Below are 17804 nucleotides of genomic sequence, written 5' to 3' on the forward strand. Positions count from 1 at the left end.
CTCCCCCATCAGCCCTTCTGGAGGTAGCTGGCGATCAGCCGCTTCTCCCCCACGTCCCGGAACAGCACGGTCACCTCGTCCCCGTGCACCTGCTTGACCACCCCGTGGCCGAACTTCACGTGGCGCACGGAGTCGCCCGGGCGGAAATCGGGGGTCGCCTGGACCGGCCCAACCGGCACGCGCAGCCGCCGGCCCCACCCCGGGCTGCCGACGGCCGGCGAGAAGTCGCCGCCGCCATCCGCCCAGGCGCCGGGCACCCGCGCCTCCCCCCGGACCTCCAGCACCTCCTCGGGCACCTCCTCGAGAAACCGCGACGGCGGGTTGCCCTGGGTGCTGCCGAAGAGCGTGCGAACGGCGGCGTGGGTGAGGTAGAGCTGCCGCCGGGCCCGCGTCATGCCGACGTAGCAGAGCCGGCGCTCCTCGGCCAGCTGTTCCTGGTCCGTCAGCGACCGGTTGTGGGGGAAGATGCCCTCCTCCATGCCGACCATGAACACCACCGGGAACTCCAGCCCCTTGGCGGTGTGCAGGGTCATCAGGACCACCTTGTCCTGCCCCTCCTCGTACTGGTCGGCGTCGGCCACCAGCGCCACCCGGGCGAGAAAGTCCTCCAGGGGGGTGAGCGGCACGTCCGGGTCGGCCGGCAGCACGGACTCCTCCAGGGCGACCGACTTCAGTTCCTTCAGGTTCTCCAGGCGGCCCTGGGCCTCCAGGGTCTCCTCTGCGAGGAGCTCTTCCACGATGCCGCTCGCCTGCAGGACCTCCTCGATCAGGTCCGCCACGCTCAGGAACTCCGCCTGACGGCGGAACCCGTCGACGAGGCGGGCAAACTGCGCGACCTTGGCGGCGTGGGCCTTGCTCAGCCCGGGGACGTTCGCGGCGTCCAGCGCCACCTCCAGGATCGGCCGGCCGGTGGCCGCGGCGTGCTCCTCCAGCCGGTCGACGGTGGACGGGCCGATCCCCCGCCGGGGCACCTGCGCCGCCCGGCGGAAGCTGAGGGCGTCGGCCGGGTTGGCGGCGAGACGCAGGTACGCCAGCACGTCCTTGATCTCCTTGCGCTCGAAGAACTTCAGGCCGCCGACGATGCTGTACGGGATCCCCCGGCGCACGAAGGCTTCCTCGAGCGCGCGCGACTGGGCGTGGGTGCGGTAGAGGACAGCGAAGTCGCTGTACCGCATCCCTTCCCGCACGCCTTCCTCGATGCGGTCGGCGACGAACCAGGCCTCGTCCTGATCGTCGAGAGCCCGGTACCGGACCACCGGTGCGCCGGCGCCCGCGTTCGTCCACAGGCGCTTGTCACGCCGGCCCGGATTGCGGCGCACCACGTGCCAGGCGGCGGTGAGGATGTTCTGGGTGCTGCGGTAGTTCTGCTCCAGCTTGACGACGTGGGCGTCGGGGTAGTCGGCCTCGAACTCGAGGATGTTGCGGATGGTCGCACCTCGAAACTTGTAGATCGACTGGTCATCATCGCCAACGACGGTCAGGTTGCGGTGTTTTCCCGCCAGCAGGCGCACGAGCACGTACTGCGCGTGGTTCGTGTCCTGGTACTCGTCGACCAGGATGTGCTCGAACTTCTCCTGGTAGTACGCCAGCACGTGCGGGTACTCCTCGAGCAGCTTCACCGTGAGGCGGATGAGGTCGTCGAAGTCCAGCGCGCTGTTCGCCGTGAGCTTCTGCTGGTAGGCGCCGTACACCCGGGCCACGATCTCCTCCCGCCGGTCCCGGGCGCGCGCCTGGACCGCGGGCGGGTCCAGGAGTTCGTTCTTGGCGGCGGAGATCGCCGCCAGCATGGACCCGGGCGAGTACTGCTTCTCGCTCAGGTTGAGCTGCTTGAGGACTTCCTTCATGACCGCCTGCTGGTCGCCGCTGTCCAGGATGGCGAAGTTGCGGCTCAGCCCGAGCTTCTCGATGTCCCGGCGCAGGATCCGGACGCAGGCGGAGTGGAAGGTACTGACCCAGACGTCGCGGGCGGCGGGTCCGATCAGCCGCTCCACCCGTTCCTTCATCTCCCGCGCAGCCTTGTTCGTGAACGTGATGGCCAGGATCCGGAAGGGGCTGACCCCCCGGCTGAGCAGCACGGCGATGCGCGCCACCAGCACCCGGGTCTTCCCCGAGCCCGCCCCCGCGAGGATCAGGAGCGGCCCGCCCGGATGGGTGGCCGCCTCCCGCTGGGGCGGGTTGAGGGTGGCGAGCATGTCCTGCAAGTCCACGCTACCGGTGCCCCCTAACTTGCCGCCGGGGACGGCTCGGCGCCGGCCCCGGCTTCGAGACGTGGATTCGCCGCAGGAGCGGACCTGTCCTGCCGGTGACCCTGCCGGTGACGGGCATCACAACGGCCCCGCCCGCGCCCGCGGCACACTGTCGGAAAGGGAAGGAAGTGAACCGGATGCCGCTCCTTCAGGTCACCTGCGCCTGCGGCACGCGCTGCCGCGAGGAGCTCTACCGGCCCTCTGCCGACCGCTCCCTCGACCCCGGCTGGCAGAGCCAGGCAGACTACCTCTGCCCCACGTGCAACCGCCTCGCCGCCCAGTTCCAGTGGCGGCGCGAGGGGAGCGCGTTCCGCCGGCGCATCTTCTGGGCCGGCCCGCCGGGGCGCGCTGAGGGGGTCGGCTGCCTGGCGGGGATCGTGGAAGGGGCCTCCTAGCCTCACTCGCTGCGGCGGCCGCGCGGGGCACGGGGGCGGGCCCTGCCTGCCGGCGCAGGAGCCGTCGGCCGCACCGGGGCGGCCGGGTACAGCTCGCGGAGCGTGTCCAGGAAAGCCCGGGTGGCTTCGGGGATGGGCCGGCGCGCCGGCAGCACCACGTAGGTCGCCGCCGTCGGCAGGGGCAGGTCGGGCACCGGCACCTCCATGAGCCGGCCTTCGGCCAGCTCCCGCGTGACCGTCGACTCCGGCAGGAACGAGACGCCCAGACCTTCCTCGATGAAGCGCTTGGCGATGTCGACCTGCGTCACCACCATGGTGCGCACCTTCAGGCCCCGGGCCCGGATGGCGAGCAGGAGGTCATCCCAGTAGAGCGGATGGTTGTGGGTGAGAAGCCGGTAGGACTGGAGCACCTGCGCGTAGTCCGGAGGGGCGGCGTTCGGATCGCGGCCGTCCCCCGGCATGACGAGCATCACCGGGTCCGAGTAGAGGATGAAGGTGCGGGTGTCCCGCTCGGCCGGCGGCATGCGGGAGATGCCGAGGTCGACGGCCGCCGAGGCCACCGCCTGTCCGATCTCCTGCGACTCCCCGATCCGCACCTCGACCTCGACGTCGGGATGGGCCGCGGTGAACTGCTTGATCGCGTGCGGAAGGGTGGAGCGCGCCACCAGCGGCGAGGCCATCAGCACGAGCCGCGTCCGGTAGCCCTGCGACCACCGCAGGAGATCCTGGAGGCTCTCGTCGTAGGCGGCCAGGAGCGCTTCCGCGCGGGGAAGGAACCGCTCCCCGGCGGGGGTCAGGCGGAGACGGCGGCCGTCGCGCTCGAAGAGCTTGTGCCCCAGCTCGGCCTCCAGCTGGCGGATGTGCGCCGTGACCGTCGGCTGCGCCAGGTAGAGCTTCTCCGCCGTCCGGTGGAAGTTCAGGAGCCGGGCGGCCGTCTGGAACGTGCGCAGGACCCGCAGGTCCACCCCGCCGCCTCCTCTCGCGGGGTCAGTCGTCCCCGAAGGGCGCCCGGACGCGCTCCACCATCTCGTTCTTGAGCCGCCACAGCTCGACGGAAAGGTCGACCGGGTAGGGCTCGGGGTTCACGAGCCGCTTGTACTCGTCCCAGAACGTGGAGAGCTCGTGCCGGGCGTAGTCCCGGATCTCGGTCAGGCTCGGCAGGTCGTAGACGAGCTGGCCCCCGCGGAAGACGGGAACCAGGAGCTCGCGGCAGGAGAAGTTCTCCACGGTCTTGCGCTTCCACGGGTACACGGGGTCGAACAGGGTCACGCAGGAGCCCGCAGGGAGCGGTTCGTCCTGCAGCATGAGGAGGTCGCCGGCCGCCTTGCCGGTGGCGTTCTCGTAGATGCGCACGGCCTTCTTCACGCCGGGGTTCGTCACCTTCGCGGGGTTCTCCGACACCTTGATGCGTGGCACCATGACCCCGTCCTGCTCGACCGCGGCCAGCTTGTACACCGTCCCGAGGGCCGGGGTGTCCAGGGCGGTGATCAGCTTGGTGCCGACCCCCCACACGTCCACCTTGGCGCCCTGGGCCTTCAGGTCGCGGATGAGGTACTCGTCCAGGTCCGAACTGGCGACGATGATGGCGTCGGGGAAGCCGGCGGCGTCGAGCATGGCCCGGGCCTTCTTCGACAGGTAGGCGATGTCGCCGCTGTCGAGGCGCACGCCGAGGAACCGCCCGCCGGCCGCCTCGACCTCCCGGGCGACCTCGATGGCATGCGGAAGCCCGCTGCGCAGGGTGTCGTAGGTGTCGACGACGAAGAGCACCCCCGCCGGCATGGCCCGCGCCCAGGCCCGGAAGGCCTCGAGTTCGTCGTCGAAGAACTGGACCCAGGCGTGGGCGTTGGTGCCGGCAACGGGCACCTCGAAGTACTTCCCTGTCAGGACGTTGGACGTCGAGTGGCAGCCGCCGATGATGGCCGCGCGGGCCCCGTACGTGGCCGCATCGGGGCCGTGCGCCCGCCGGGCGCCGAACTCGAGCACGCGGTCGCCCTGGGCGGCCTGTACCACCCGGGAGGCCTTGGTGGCGATCAGCGTCTGGTGCCCGATGATATTGGTGAGCGCCGTCTCGATGAACTGCGCCTGGGCGATCGGCGCCTTCACCCGCACCAGCGGGATCCCGGGGAACACGACGGTCCCCTCCGGCACCGCGTCGATGTCGCCGGTGAACCGGAACTCCCGCAGCATCTCCAGGAAGGCGTCGTCGTAGGTGCCCAGGCTGCGCAGGTAGTCGATGTCGTCCGGTTCGAACCGCAGGCCCTGCAGGTACTCGACTGCGGTCTCCAGCCCTGCGGCCAGGGTGTACCCGCCCCGGAAGGGGTTCTCGCGGAAGTACAGGTCGAAGACCGCGACGCGGTCGTGGGTCCCGTTCCGGAAGTGGGCGTACATCATGTTGAGCTCGTAGTAGTCCGTCAGAAGCGTCCAGTCCCGCGGAGCCCGCCGTCGCATGGGCCGCACTCCCTCACGCCGGAACGATCTCGCACCCCGCCGCCCGCATCTCCTCCAGCCCCTGGCGGTGGCTCTCCGGGCTGAAGCTGGCCACCCCGGCCTCGTAGACGGCGACCTCGAGGCCCCGCCGACGCGCCGCCTGCGCGGTGTGGTTCACGCAGATCGGGGTCACGAGCCCGACCAGTTCGAGCCGGGTGATCCCGTGACGGAGCACGTACGCGTCCAGCGTGAGCCCGATGTCCCCGGCCGGGCCGTCGACGATGCGGCCGTGGAAGGCGTCGAATGTCGGTTTCTCGATGAGGATGACCGGCCGGCCTTCCCGGCGCTGCCGGTCGACGACCTGCTGCACGCCGTCGACCAGTTGCCACCCCCAGGAGTACTTGACGCAGTGGGGCCCGAACTGCTCGAACTCCGCCCGGCCCCAGACCTCGAACTCCGGCGTGCCTTCCTGGTGGGTGTCGAGCGTGCACCCCACGAGGTGGCCTGCCGCCAGGGCCCGCTCCATGGCCCGCACCACGAACGGCGTGGTGGCCTGCGCGGCCGCGCCGGAGGTGAGGGCGCCGGCGTCGTCCTCAAAGTCCCGCTGCTTGTCGATCACCAGGAGCAGCGTCCTGCCCATGGCTGTCCCTCCAGTCCGCTCGCGGGCCGCCTCGCCCTGTCCCCGGCGCCGGGAACCCCTCGCCGTGCGCATAACCGTGTCATGATTACACGGTTTTGGGCCCGCGACAGCTTCAATCTCCATAGTAGCCCCGGGTGGAAGGGCTTGCAACCGCGTCCCGGAGCCCCGCCCGGGTGCGGTCACTTGGTGATCAGGGTGATGTCGCCGACGAACCGGTAGAGGTGCGCCGCCGGCCCGCGGGGCCCCTTGCGGGTGCGGCCGGTGCGGACGATCGGCGGCTGGAAGACGCCGGTGCGCGCCTCCATGAGCCGCCCCACCCGCTCGTTGAGGAGGCGGATGCTCCGCTCGAAGTTCGCCTTGCGGCGCTCGTCGGAGGTGCCCAGGTCTTCCCCGAGGATGGCCTCGTAGACCTGCCGCAGCTCGGACATCGTGAACTCCTCCGGCAGCATCTGGAATGCCAGGAGGGTGTAGTCGACCTTGTTCCGCAGTCGCTGCAGTGCCTCGGCCAGCACGCGGGCGTGCCCGGCAACCAGCGGCAGCCGGCCGGGGGCGTGCAGCGGGGGCTCGTCGACCGGCACCCAGGTGGCCGGTGAGGACGGGCGCACCGCCTCCCGGACCGCCGGCGGTACCAGGCCGATGTGCGCCACGACGATGGTCCGCGGCGGGCCCGGGTCCAGGTCGTCGTACGTGCGTAGCTGTTCCAGGTGGATGCCCGGGCCCACCCCCTCCCCCAGAGTGCGAAGCGCGGCTCGCACCAGGGTGTCCTGCCCCGTGACCGGCCCGCCGGGCAGGCGCCAGGCGCCGCTGTCCCCCTCCGGACCCAGCAGGAGCACCTTCAGCTCCTTCGGCGGCTGCCCGGGCGCCCGCCGGCCGGGCGGACGGTCATCGATGGTGAACAGCGCCACCAAGCTCTGCACGCACACGGCGTCCGGGGTCTGCGTCAAGGATCCCCACCTCCGCCGCGCCTGCCGACGAGACGCTCCGCCGGCCGGTTCTCCTGCTCTCAGACTACCACGATCCGGAGCCGGGTGGCCCGCTGTGGGAACCTTCGACCCACTTGACACGCAAATACGCCATGGGGTATATTTGCAGCACAGTCGCCTTCGTCGATTAAGATTTAAAAGAAAATCTAAAGCAGCGGGAGATCGCACCGGCCCGTTCCCCGCCGATGCGCGCGGCTGCTCCGGGCCGGAGTGACGATACCGCAGAGCGGGCCGGACACGGGTGGCAGGCCATCTCGCCGAACGGGGAGGTTCACGCCGTGAGCACGGAGGTCAGGGAGTTCACCGCCGGCGACCTGAAGCGGCTCCTGGACAGGGGCGACGACCTGTTCGTCGTCGACCTGCGGCTGCGCCCGGAGTTCGAGGCATGGCGCATCGAGGGCAGGAAGCCCGTTCCCACGATCAACGTCCCCTACGTCGAGATCCTGGGCGACGGGGACACCGACGACCCGGCGGAAGCTTTCACGGCCTACGCCCGGAAGGAGTGGGACGGCCAGCTTCCCCGCGACCGGCTGATCCTGGCCGTCTGTGCCAAGGGCGGCACGTCGGCGTTCCTGGCGCAAGCCCTGCGCGGGCTGGGTTACGACGCTGCCAACCTCGCGGGCGGCATGGTCGCCTGGGGCAACCACTACGACGTCCAACCGGTCGTGGAGTCCGACGCGCTCGGCATCTACCAGGTCAACCGCCCCGCCCGGGGCTGCCTCAGCTACGTGCTGGTGTCGGGGGAGGAGGCGGTCGTCGTCGACCCCCTGCGCCACGTCGAGCACTACCTGGACTTCGTCCGGGATCGCCGGCTGCGGGTGACCGCGGTCCTGGACACCCACGTCCACGCGGACCACATCAGCGGCGGCCGCCGGCTGGCCGACCTCCTCGGCGCACCTTACTGCTTCCACCCGTACGACGCCATCCACCCCATCGACGTGCTGCCGGCGGCGATCGCCTTCTCGTACCTGCACCCCGACCAGGAGTTCGCCTTCGGCAGCGCCCGCATCCGGGCCCTGCACATCCCCGGCCACACCCTGGGCAACACCGCCTACCTGGTGAACGACCGCTACCTGCTGACGGGGGACTCCATCTTCATCGAGTCCGTGGCCCGGCCGGACCTCGGCGGCCGGGGCGAGACCTGGGCTCCCATGCACTACCGGTCGCTCGCCCGGCTGCTGACCCTCCCGGACGACACCGTGGTGCTCCCGGGCCACTTCAGCAGCCCGGCCGAGGCCAACGCCGGCGGGGCCTACGTCGCCACCCTGGGAGAGCTGAGGGCAAAGAACGAGGGGCTGCGCATGGTTCTGGCGGGCGAAGAGGCCTTCGTGCGCTACATGCTCTCCAGCCTGCCCGTGTTCCCGCCGCAGTACGTGCACATCAAGCGCGTGAACACCGGCCTGCTCCAGCCTGACGAGGACAAGGCCTCCGAGCTCGAGCTCGGGCGCAACATCTGCGCGTTCGCCCAGGCTTACCGGCACTGACCGGGCGCTGCGCGGACCGGATGCGGTCGCTCCACCCGGATTCCGGACGGGTGGGGCGACCCTTCTCGTCGCGTCCGGCGTTCTTGCCGGAGCCCGGCCCTCCCGAGCCGGGCGCGGTACGGCGGTTCCCCTGCGGTGTACAATGGGCTCGCGGCTTCAGCCACACCGTCCAGGAAGGAAAGGGGGAAACCGCTCTGCCGCTCAACGCCAACAGCCCGATCCCGCTGTACCACCAGCTCAAGTCGGACCTGGCCGCGCGGATCGCCGGCGGCGAGTGGCGCCCGGACGAGCCCATCCCCTCCGAGCGCGAGCTCATCGAGCGCTACGGGGTGAGCCGGACCACCGTCCGGCAGGCGATCAGCGACCTGGTCGCCGCGGGCCTGCTGTACCGGGTTCAGGGGAGGGGGACGTTCGTGGCACCGCCCCACATCGTCCAGACCCTGGCCGAGCTGACCGGGTTCGCCGAGGAATTGCGCCTGCGGGGGCTGGACCCGGACGTGCGGGTGCTCGACGCCCACGACGCCCCGCTGCCCCCGGAGCCGGCCCGGGCGCTCGGGATGGCGCCGGGCGAGCCGGCGTGGCGGGTTCGGCGCGTGGTGAGCGTGGACCGCTCGCCGCTCTTCGTGGACGACAGCTACTTCCACCCGGAACTGCGTGACGCGCTGTCCGGCCGGGACGTGGCCGGCACCTCGTTCTACGCACTCCTCGAATCGAAAGGGTGGGTCATCGTGCGGGGCGAGCAGCGGATCGCCGCCACCCTGCTCGATGAGGCGGCGGCCGGCCTGCTCCGCGTGCCGCCCGGCGCCCCCGCGCTGGCGATCACCCGCGTGACCTTCGCCGAGGGGGACCGCCCTGTGGAGTGGGCCCGGGCGCTGTACCGGGCCGACCGGTATCAGTACCTGGTCGAGCTGCGCCGCCGGGCACGCTAGTCCGATCCCCGTTCGCGGTTGCCGCGGGTGCAGGTCGGTGGTAAACTGGTCATGATGAGATGACATCATGATGACAGCAGAAGGGGGGAACCGCCGGGACACCGCCGGCCGGGCGCAGTGCGCGTCCAGGGCGGGTACCGGGCAGGAAGTGAGCCTGACCACGTTCACGTTGCTCAACTTTCTCGTATCCACAGTGGCGGGGTTCGTGGGGGCGCTTCTGGGGCTGGGAGGCGGCGTGTTCCTCGTCCCGGCCCTCACGCTCCTGTTCGGCGTCAGCATCGGCGAGGCCGTCGGTGCCAGCGCCGTCTCCGTGATCGCCACGTCCAGCGGGGCTGCCGTGGCGTACCTCCGGGATCACATCACGAACATTCGCATCGGCATGCTCCTGGAGGTGGGCACGACCACGGGAGCCCTCACGGGGGCGCTCATCGCCGGCCTGCTGAACCCTCGCTACCTGTATTTCTTCTTCGGCGTGCTGCTCCTGTACAACGCCTATCTCACATTCAGGGCCCGCCGTCAGGAGCTTCCGGAGGGTGTGGTCCCCGACCGGCTGGCGCTACGCCTGCGCCTTCAGGGCGCCTACCGGGACCGGGCCCTGGACCGCACCGTGGAGTACACGGCCACCCGCACCCTGCCGGGGCTCCTGGTGATGTACGCCTCAGGCATGGTGGCCGGACTCCTGGGCATCGGCGCCGGAGCCTTCAAGGTCCTCGCGATGGATCAGATCATGCGTTTGCCGATGAAGGTGTCCACCGCCACGTCGAACTTCATGATCGGGGTCACGGCAGCAGCGTCGGCGGCGATCTACTTCGCCCGGGGGCAGGTGAACCCGGCCATCGCCGCGCCCGTGGCCCTTGGGGTTCTGCTCGGGGCGTCCCTCGGGACGCGCGTCATGAACCGGATGCGCAGCCGTACCCTCCGGGTCCTGTTCGCGCCCGTGCTCGGCTGGATCGCCGTCCAGATGCTGTGGAAGGGGTGGGTCATGCCATGAGCGCCGGGGCCGACCGGCCGGCGGTACGCCCGTTCTCGCCGGGTTCCACCCAGCCGGCGTTGCCCGTTCCGGGCGCCGGGCCAGCCGGCGAGCACATCGAACGTGTCGAGATCCTGGTCGGTCACCTGCTCCGCTACGGGGTGGCGCTCGCCGCGGTGATCATGGCGGCCGGCCTGGTTCTCCTCCTCATGCGGTCGGGGACCGCACCCCACCCGTCCGTGCCGGTGCCGACTTCCATCTCGGAGGTCCTGGGCGGCCTCCTGCGTCTAGACCCCACCGCGCTGATCGACCTGGGCCTTGTCGTCCTCATCCTGACCCCGGTCCTCCGGGTCGCGGCTTCGCTGGTCGCGTTCGCCATCGAGCGGGACCGGACCTACACCCTCATCACGCTGATCGTCCTGATCGTCCTGGTCGCCGGTTTCGCCCTCGGCGCGGCCGAGTGAGCGGCCTAGCTGCCGCCCCCTCCGCCGCCTCCGCCGCCGCTGCCTCCACCACCGCCTCCGCCTCCGCCGCCCTGCTGCTGGCCGCCCCCGCCCTGCTGCTGGCCGCCGCCGGCGCCGCGGGACATCAGCTCCAGGATGGCGTTCCGGGCGGCCTGCTGGACGGCCTGGCGGACCTCGGGCTTCTCGACGAGGCGCATGATGGCCTCCTCGAGCTGTTCCCGGCCGGTGGCCGACTCGAGGTGCTTCTTGACGGCGTCGTTCAGGGCCTTCTTGCCGTCCTCGGTGTCCAGCGACTTCTCGAGCATCTCCGCCGCGGCCAGGTTCCGCACCTGGCTGGCGATGTAGTCCTTCATGTCCTCCGAGTGCAGTTCCTCGGCGACCTGCTTTCGGATCTGCTCCCGGTCCAGACCGCCTTCCGCGCCGCCGCGCCGCTGGGGGGCTGCGGCACAGCCGGCCACCCACAGCAGCGCGGCCGCCACGACGACGGGCAGCGAACGCCTCATCCGCTCCGCCCTCCCGGTGCAAGTGTGGCTGAGCGAAACGTTCCCGCCCGGCTCGCCCGGTATGCAGGCGGCGCTCGCGGTCAGGCGTTCAGGACGTCCGTCAGCGCGCGGACGAACTCCCGGTTCTGCTCCTCGGTGCCGACGGTGACGCGCAGGGCGTTCGGCAGGTCGGCAGGGTCGGGGAGGCGCACGACCACCCCGCGGCGCAAGAGGCCCTCGAAGACGGGCGCGGCGGGCCGGCCGAGGTCGACGAGGACGAAGTTCGCCTGGGTGGGCCAGGGCCGCAGGCCCATCTCCCGGAAGAAGGCCGTCAGGAACTGGCGCCCCGCCTGGTTCATGCGCCGGCTGGCCTCGAGATGGTCGTGGTCGTCGAGCGCGGCGAGCCCGGCCGCCTGGGCGAGGCGGTTCACGCTGAACGGTTCCCGCACGGTGTAGAGGGGCTGCCAGATCCCCGGGCGCCCGACCCCGTACCCGAGCCGCAGCCCGGCCAGCCCGTAGATCTTCGAGAAGGTCCGGGTCACGATCAGGTTCGGGTACTCCGCCAGGAAGGCCCTGCTGTCGAAGAGCGTGTCGTCGTACTCGCGGTAGGCCTCGTCGAGCACGACGAGGGTGTCGGGATCGACTGCCCGGAGAAAGGCGTCGAACGCCTCCGCGGCGAAGACGCCGCCGGTCGGGTTGTTCGGCCGGCACAGGAAGACGATCCGGGCCCCCCGGGCTCGCGCCGCCATCGCCGGGAGATCCATCGCGCCGTCCTTCAGCGGGACGGCGTCCACCTGCGCCCCCATGAGCGCCGACGCACCGGCGTACACGGGGAAGCTGGGGCGCGGCACCACCACCCGGTCCCCCCGGCGCAGGTACGTGGTGGCCAGGAGGCGGAAGATCTCGTCCGAGCCGTTGCCCACGAAGATCCAGTCCGGGCCGACCCCCCAGCGGGCACCTAGCGCCTCCCGGAGCGCGGTGGACGGCCCCTCGGGGTAGATGTTCACCCCCTCCGCCGCCTCGCGCAGGGCCTGCAGGGCCCGCGGCGACGGGCCCAGCGGGTTCTCGTTCGACGCCAGCTTGATGATCCGGGTGAGGCCGTACTCCCGCCGTACCTCCTCGATGGACTTGCCGGCCGAGTACGGCTTCAGCGCGGCCACTTCGGGGCGGACGAAGAACGTGCTCACGGCCCTGGTCACCCGCCGCCGTGCCCTCAGGCCGGCCTCCCGGGCCGACCTGAGGGCCGCGGGTGACTTCCCCCTTTCCTTGACTCACAACTCACAACTCACTACTCACTACTCACCACTTCTTCGCTTCCCCCGCCGCCGCGCCAGCTCGGCGGCGATCTCGTCCAGGGAGATGCCCGCCTGCTCCAGCACGACCAGCGTGTGGAACCACAGGTCGGCGACCTCCCAGACCAGGCCCGCCCGATCCGCGCCCTTGGCCGCCAGGAGCACCTCGCCGGCCTCCTCGGCCACCTTCTTCAGCGCGGCGTCCGGCGCCCTGGCAAAGAGGCGCGAGGTGTACGAGCCGGGATCGGGGTGCCGGCGGCGGTCGGCGAGCACCGCCGCCAGCTCGGACAGCACGTCGCCGAGGCGGGCGGCGGAGGCTGGCGCACCCGGCCACCAGGAGGGCACGTGGACGGCCTCCGGGGCATCCGCGTGGTCGCCGGAGCCGGCCGGGGCCGCGGCCGGACCGTCCGCCAGCCGGGGCCACTCTGCCCGGCGGTGCATGAAGCAGGAGTACGTGCCGAGGTGGCAGGCCACCCCTTCCTGCTCGACGAGCACGAGGAGCGTGTCGCCATCGCAGTCGGTGCGGATCTCCCGGACGTGCTGGACGTGCCCGGACGTCTCCCCCTTGTGCCACAGGGCCTGGCGCGACCGGCTCCAGAACCAGGTCTGGCCGGTCTCCAGCGTCCGGCGCAGGGCTTCCCGGTTCATGTAGGCGAGCATGAGCACCTGCCCCGTGCGGGCATCCTGCACCACGGCCGGCAGGAGGCCGTCCGGGCCCCAGCGCAGGTCCTCCTCCCGCAGGCTCGCGGCGGTGCCCGCCGCGGTGTTGGCAGCGCGGTTCACGGCCGTACCGGCACCCCCCGGGCGGCCAGGTACGCCTTGGCGTCGGCCACGGTGTACTGGCCGGAGTGGAAGATCGAGGCGGCGAGGGCGGCGTCGGCCCGGCCCGCGGTCAGCACCTCGGCGAGGTGCTCGAGGCTGCCGGCCCCCCCGGAGGCGATGACGGGGATGCCGACCACCTCGGCCAGCCGGCGGTGGAGCTCGAGGTCGAAGCCCTCCCGGGTGCCGTCGGCGTCCATGCTGGTCACGAGGAGCTCGCCGGCGCCCCGCCGGGCCGCCTCTTCCGCCCAGGACAGGGCGTCGATCCCCGTCGGCGTTCGCCCGCCGTGGAGGTACACCTCCCAGCCCCCGGGCCGCCGGCGGCAGTCGATGGCGACGACGACGCACTGGCTCCCGAAGGCGGCCGCGCCCCGCTCGATGAGGGTCGGATCCTTCACGGCCGCCGTGTTGATGCTGACCTTGTCCGCCCCCGCCAGGAGGGCGGCGCGCATGTCCTCCACGGACGTGATCCCGCCACCCACCGTGAGGGGAATGAACACCTGCTCGGCGGCCCGGGCGATGACGTCGAGGAGCGTGCGGCGACCCTCGGCGGAGGCGGAGATGTCGAGGAAGACGACCTCGTCCGCCCCCTGGGCGTCGTAGCGGGCGGCGAGCTCCACCGGGTCGCCGGCGTCCCAGCGGCCCGTGTGGAACTTCACGTTCTTGACGACGCGCCCGTGGTCGATGTCGAGGCACGGGATGATGCGCTTGGCGAGCGGCATTCAGGTCACCGCCTCCAGGGCTTCCGCCAGGTCGAGGGCCCCTGTGTACAGGGCCTTGCCCACGATGGCCCCCGACACGCCGGGGATCTCGCGCAGCCGGCGCAGGTCGGCTGCCGACGCAATCCCTCCCGACGCCACCACCAGGAGCCCGGTCGCGGCGAGCTCCCGGACCCCCTCCAGCGACGGGCCCTCGAGCATCCCGTCGCGGCGGATGTCCGTGTAGACGGCGTGCCGCACGCCGGCCCGGCGCAGCGACCGGGCCAGCTCGACGGCCGACACCCCGGCGGCGCGGGTCCAGCCGGCCACCGCCACCATCCCGTCCCGGGCGTCGATGCCCGCGACGACGCGCTCCGGGCCGAACCGGGCCACCGCCTCCCGGACGAGGTCCGGGTCGAGAGCGGCCGAGCCCAGGACGATGCGGTCGGCGCCCATCTCGATGGCGGCCGCCATGTCGGCCAGCGTGCGCAGGCCGCCGCCGAGCTGGACCGCCGCCCCGGCGCGGCGCGCGGCCTCGACGATGGCCCGCACGGCGGGGGCGTTCACCGGACGGCCGGCAGCCGCGCCGTCCAGGTCGACCACGTGCAGGGCCCGGGCCCCCGCCGCCAGCCAGCGCGCGGCGGCCGCGGCCGGGTCGCCGTAGTCGGTGGCGGTGGCGAAGTCGCCCTGGCGCAGGCGCACGGCCCGGCCGCCCTTGAGGTCGATCGCCGGGAAGACCGTGAACCCCCGCCAGGCGGCCACGAGCCGCAGCCAGTTGGCGTAGATGCGGATCCCGGCCGCCGAGGACTTCTCCGGGTGGAACTGCGCCCCCATCACGTTGCCGCGGGCGACCATGCTGGGGAAGACCCGCCCGTACTCGGTGAGGGCCAGCGCGTCGGCGGGATCGGCGGCCTCGGCCGCGTAGGAGTGGACGAAGTACCCCCAGAGGCCCTTCTCCAGGCCTTCCAGGAGCGGGTGGGGGTACTGCGGCGTCACCTCGTTCCAGCCGATGTGCGGGAGCTTCACCCCCCCGGGCAACCGGGTGACCCGGCCGGGGACCAGGCCCAGGCCCGGGGTCCGCTCCCACTCCTTGGACTCCTCGAACAGGAGCTGCTGGCCGAGGCAGATCCCGAGCACCGGCCGCCCCGCCCGGGCGGCGGCCTGCACGGCCCCGCCGAGGCCGGTGCGCCCCAGCGTCGCCATCGCCGCCGGGAAGGCGCCCACGCCGGGGAGGATGACGGCGTCGGCGGCGGCCACGTCCTCGGGCCGGTCGGTGATGACCGCATCCCAGACGGCGCCCGCCGGGCCCGCCTTCACGTCCCGGGCGGCCCGCAGCACGGCCTTGCGCACGTTGGGCAGGTTCCCCATGCCGTAGTCGACGATGGCGATCCGCCGCATCACAGGAGACTCCCCTTGCTGCTCGGGACGTCCCGGACCCGGGGGTCGAGCGCCGTGGCGGCGTCCAGCGCCCGGGCGAAGGCCTTGAACAGGGCTTCGACCATGTGGTGGGCGTTCTCGCCGTACTCCACCCGCAGGTGCAGCGTCATCCCGGCCCGGGCGGCGACGGCCTGGAAGAACTCGCGCACGAGCTCGGTGTCCATCTCCCCGACCCGCTCCCGGGGGAACGACGCCTGGAAGACCAGGAAGGGCCGGCCGCTCAGGTCGACCACGGCGCGGGCCAGCGCCTCGTCCATCGGCACGGTGGCCTCGCCGTAGCGGCGGATGCCCCGGCCGTCCCCGAGGGCCTGCCGCAGGGCCGTGCCCAGGGCGAGCCCCGTGTCCTCGACCGTGTGGTGGGGGTCGACGTGGAGGTCGCCGTCCACGTCCACCTCCAGGTCGACGAGGCCGTGGCGGGCGATCTGGACGAGCATGTGGTCGAAGAACCCGATCCCGGTGCGGACCCGGCAGCGCCCGCTGCCGTCGAGGTCCAGGGCGAGCCGCACCTTCGTCTCGGCGGTCTGGCGGCTCACCTCCGCGCTACGGCCGGCCACGGCCGTTCACCTCCCCCTTCGCCAGCGCCTCCAGGCGAACCTCCAGGGAGGCGGCGTGGGCCGGCAGCCCCTCGCCGTGCGCGAGCCGGACGGCGGCGGGGGCGTTCTCCCGGAAGGCCCGCTCGGAGTAGGCGGTGATGGCGCTTCGCTTGATGAAGGTCTCCACGTTCACCGGCGACGTGTACCGGGGCGCGCCGCCGGTCGGGATCACGTTGGACGGCCCGGCGATGTAGTCGCCCACGGGCTCCGGGGTGTACGGGCCCAGGAAGATCGAGCCCGCGTGGCGGATGGCCGGCAGGAGCGCCCACGGATCGGCGACCGCCAGCTCGAGGTGCTCGGGCGCGATCGTGCTGGCCAGGTCGGCGGCCACCTCCAGGTCCGGCACCGCGATGGCGCAGCTCCCCCGCTCGAGGCTGGCCGCGATGGTCTCGCGCCGGGGAAGGCCGGCGGCCTGCCGGGCGATCTCGGCTCCCACCGCGTCTACCCGGGCGGGGTCCAGGGTGACGAGGATCACCGTGCCGCCGGGATGCTCGGCCTGGGAGAGGAGGTCGGCCGCCAGCCAGGCGGCGGGCACGGACCCGTCGTCGATCACCAGCAGTTCGGTCGGGCCGGCCAGCATGTCGATCCCGACCTCACCGAAGACGAGCCGCTTCGCCGCCGTGACGTAGGGGTTGCCCGGCCCGACGACGAGGTCCACCCTGGGAACGGTCTCCGTCCCGTACGCCAGGGCCGCGATCGCCTGGGCGCCGCCGATCCGGAAGATGCGGTCCACCCCGCAGAGACGCGCCGCCGCCAGCATGGCGGGGTGAAGGCGACCGTCGGGCCCCGGCGGGGTCGCCAGGTACACCTCTCGCACCCCCGCCACCCGGGCCGGGATCGCGGTCATGAGGAGGCAGGAGTACAGCGGAGCGGATCCGCCCGGCACGTAGATCCCGACCCGGTCCACGGGGCGGACGAGCTGGCCCAGCACGGAGCCGTCCGGCCGGGTTTCCAGCCACGAGCGCGGCACCTGGGGCCGGTGGAAGTCCTCGATGTTGCGGGCCGCCCGCTCCAGGGCCTCCAGGAGGTCGGGCGGGACGGCGGCGGCGCCCTCGTCCCGCTCGGCGGTGGAGACCTCGAGGCCGGCCGGGGCGGAGCCCCGGTCCGGGCGCAGGTCCACGCCGTCGAAGCGGAGCGTGAGCTCGTAGAGCGCCGCATCCCCCCGGGCGCGCACGGCGTCGAGGATCGCACGGACCGCTTCCTCGACCCGGGTCCGTTCCTGCAGCCGGTACCTCTCGACGTGGGTCAGGAAGTCGACCGGATGCTCAAACCGCCGGAGCACCGCTCACCGCCTCCCGCAGCGCCTGGATGAAGGGGGCGATGCGCTCGCCCCGGAGCCGGTACGACGCCCGGTTGGCGATCAGCCGGGCGGTCGACTCCATGACCGTGTCCAGCACCACCAGCCCGTTCTCGGCCAGGGTGCGGCCGGTCTCGGAGATGTCCACGATGAGGTCGGCCAGCCCCACCTGCGGCGCCACTTCGACCGAACCGGCCAGGTAGATGACCTCCGCCTGGATGCCCCGGCGGCGGAAGTACTCCTCCGCCACCCGGGGGTACTTCGTGGCCACCCGCAGGTGGCCGGCGCCGTCCAGCAGCCGGGTCGGGTCGGTCCCGGCCGGGCCGGCGACCACGAACCGGCACCGCAGGTAACCCAGGTCCAGGAGCTCGTACACCTGATGCCGGCCCTCGGCGAGCACGTCCTTGCCGACGATGCCCAGGTCGGCGGCGCCGTGCTCGACGTACGTCGGCACGTCGGAGGGGCGGGCGAGGATGAAGCGCATCCCGGCCTCCGGCAGGACCGCGACCAGGCTGCGGGACTCCGCCAGGGAGCGCGCGGAACCGATCCCGGCACGGGCCAGGAGGTCCAGGGTCGGCCCGAGCGGGCGGCCTTTCGGAACGGCCAGGGTGAGGAGAGCGGCATTCATCGGGATCCTTCCTTCGCATC

The 17804-nt window shown here is 72.2% G+C and carries 18 protein-coding genes; 5 read left to right on the forward strand and 13 right to left on the reverse strand.

Annotated elements, in window-relative coordinates; genetic code table 11:
• Positions 1–8 precede the first annotated feature (8 nt).
• On the reverse strand, positions 9–2207 hold the full coding sequence (gene pcrA, locus caldi_RS11570) for a DNA helicase PcrA (protein ID WP_319951750.1): 2199 nt from the start codon (positions 2205–2207) through the stop codon (positions 9–11).
• A 176-nt stretch (positions 2208–2383) separates the two neighbouring features.
• Between pcrA and caldi_RS11575 the strand changes: the two genes are divergently transcribed.
• A complete protein-coding gene (locus caldi_RS11575; protein WP_264841915.1) occupies positions 2384–2641 on the forward strand; it encodes a hypothetical protein in 258 nt (85 codons plus the stop codon).
• Positions 2642–2643: 2 nt separating this feature from the next.
• Here caldi_RS11575 and caldi_RS11580 read toward each other — a convergent pair whose 3' ends face one another.
• The 4 genes from caldi_RS11580 to caldi_RS11595 form a co-directional block, all read right to left on the reverse strand.
• A complete protein-coding gene (locus caldi_RS11580; protein WP_264841916.1) occupies positions 2644–3606 on the reverse strand; it encodes a LysR family transcriptional regulator in 963 nt (320 codons plus the stop codon).
• 22 nt (positions 3607–3628) lie between these two features.
• The gene (locus caldi_RS11585; RefSeq protein ID WP_264841917.1) at positions 3629–5089 is read right to left on the reverse strand and encodes a nicotinate phosphoribosyltransferase; all 1461 of its coding nucleotides are present in this window, start codon (positions 5087–5089) and stop codon (positions 3629–3631) included.
• A gap of 13 nt (positions 5090–5102) precedes the next feature.
• Positions 5103–5708: a cysteine hydrolase family protein gene (locus tag caldi_RS11590; protein WP_264841918.1), complete on the reverse strand. Its 606-nt coding sequence runs from the start codon at positions 5706–5708 to the stop codon at positions 5103–5105.
• Positions 5709–5887: 179 nt separating this feature from the next.
• Positions 5888–6652, reverse strand: a complete 765-nt coding sequence (locus caldi_RS11595; RefSeq protein ID WP_264841919.1) for an NUDIX hydrolase — start codon at positions 6650–6652, stop codon at positions 5888–5890.
• A gap of 317 nt (positions 6653–6969) precedes the next feature.
• Here caldi_RS11595 and caldi_RS11600 point away from each other — a divergent pair, with 317 nt between their 5' ends.
• The 4 genes from caldi_RS11600 to caldi_RS11615 all read left to right on the forward strand — a co-directional run bounded on the left by caldi_RS11600 (position 6970) and on the right by caldi_RS11615 (position 10538).
• Positions 6970–8175 carry an MBL fold metallo-hydrolase gene (locus caldi_RS11600; protein ID WP_264841920.1) on the forward strand — a complete coding sequence of 402 codons (1206 nt, stop codon included), beginning with the start codon at positions 6970–6972 and terminating at the stop codon, positions 8173–8175.
• A 50-nt stretch (positions 8176–8225) separates the two neighbouring features.
• Positions 8226–9104 (forward strand): GntR family transcriptional regulator, encoded by an 879-nt coding sequence (locus caldi_RS11605; RefSeq protein WP_264841921.1) that lies wholly within the window; start codon positions 8226–8228, stop codon positions 9102–9104.
• A 70-nt stretch (positions 9105–9174) separates the two neighbouring features.
• Positions 9175–10095: a sulfite exporter TauE/SafE family protein gene (locus caldi_RS11610; RefSeq protein ID WP_264841922.1), complete on the forward strand. Its 921-nt coding sequence runs from the start codon at positions 9175–9177 to the stop codon at positions 10093–10095.
• Entirely contained in the window at positions 10092–10538 is a 447-nt protein-coding gene (locus caldi_RS11615; protein WP_264841923.1) for a DUF1634 domain-containing protein, read from the forward strand. The genes caldi_RS11610 and caldi_RS11615 overlap by 4 nt, the downstream gene beginning before the upstream one ends.
• A gap of 5 nt (positions 10539–10543) precedes the next feature.
• Here caldi_RS11615 and caldi_RS11620 read toward each other — a convergent pair whose 3' ends face one another.
• From caldi_RS11620 to hisG, 8 genes are all read right to left on the reverse strand, one after another.
• Entirely contained in the window at positions 10544–11041 is a 498-nt protein-coding gene (locus caldi_RS11620) for a hypothetical protein (RefSeq protein ID WP_264841924.1), read from the reverse strand.
• An 80-nt stretch (positions 11042–11121) separates the two neighbouring features.
• A complete protein-coding gene (hisC, locus tag caldi_RS11625; RefSeq protein ID WP_264841925.1) occupies positions 11122–12207 on the reverse strand; it encodes a histidinol-phosphate transaminase in 1086 nt (361 codons plus the stop codon).
• A gap of 108 nt (positions 12208–12315) precedes the next feature.
• The gene (hisIE, locus tag caldi_RS11630) at positions 12316–13095 is read right to left on the reverse strand and encodes a bifunctional phosphoribosyl-AMP cyclohydrolase/phosphoribosyl-ATP diphosphatase HisIE (RefSeq protein WP_264841926.1); all 780 of its coding nucleotides are present in this window, start codon (positions 13093–13095) and stop codon (positions 12316–12318) included.
• Positions 13092–13853 carry an imidazole glycerol phosphate synthase subunit HisF gene (gene hisF, locus caldi_RS11635; RefSeq protein WP_264841927.1) on the reverse strand — a complete coding sequence of 254 codons (762 nt, stop codon included), beginning with the start codon at positions 13851–13853 and terminating at the stop codon, positions 13092–13094. The genes hisIE and hisF overlap by 4 nt, the downstream gene beginning before the upstream one ends.
• Complete coding sequence (hisH, locus tag caldi_RS17655) at positions 13854–15227, reverse strand: imidazole glycerol phosphate synthase subunit HisH (protein ID WP_319951751.1); 1374 nt, start codon at positions 15225–15227, stop codon at positions 13854–13856.
• Complete coding sequence (hisB, locus tag caldi_RS11650) at positions 15227–15820, reverse strand: imidazoleglycerol-phosphate dehydratase HisB (protein ID WP_264841928.1); 594 nt, start codon at positions 15818–15820, stop codon at positions 15227–15229. The genes hisH and hisB overlap by 1 nt, the downstream gene beginning before the upstream one ends.
• Entirely contained in the window at positions 15807–17141 is a 1335-nt protein-coding gene (gene hisD, locus caldi_RS11655) for a histidinol dehydrogenase (RefSeq protein ID WP_264841929.1), read from the reverse strand. The genes hisB and hisD overlap by 14 nt, the downstream gene beginning before the upstream one ends.
• Entirely contained in the window at positions 17125–17784 is a 660-nt protein-coding gene (gene hisG, locus caldi_RS11660; RefSeq protein WP_264841930.1) for an ATP phosphoribosyltransferase, read from the reverse strand. The genes hisD and hisG overlap by 17 nt, the downstream gene beginning before the upstream one ends.
• Positions 17785–17804: the final 20 nt, after the last annotated feature.

Origin of the sequence: Caldinitratiruptor microaerophilus, assembly GCF_025999835.1 — a bacterium.
Lineage (GTDB): Bacteria > Bacillota > Sulfobacillia > Symbiobacteriales > ZC4RG38 > Caldinitratiruptor > Caldinitratiruptor microaerophilus.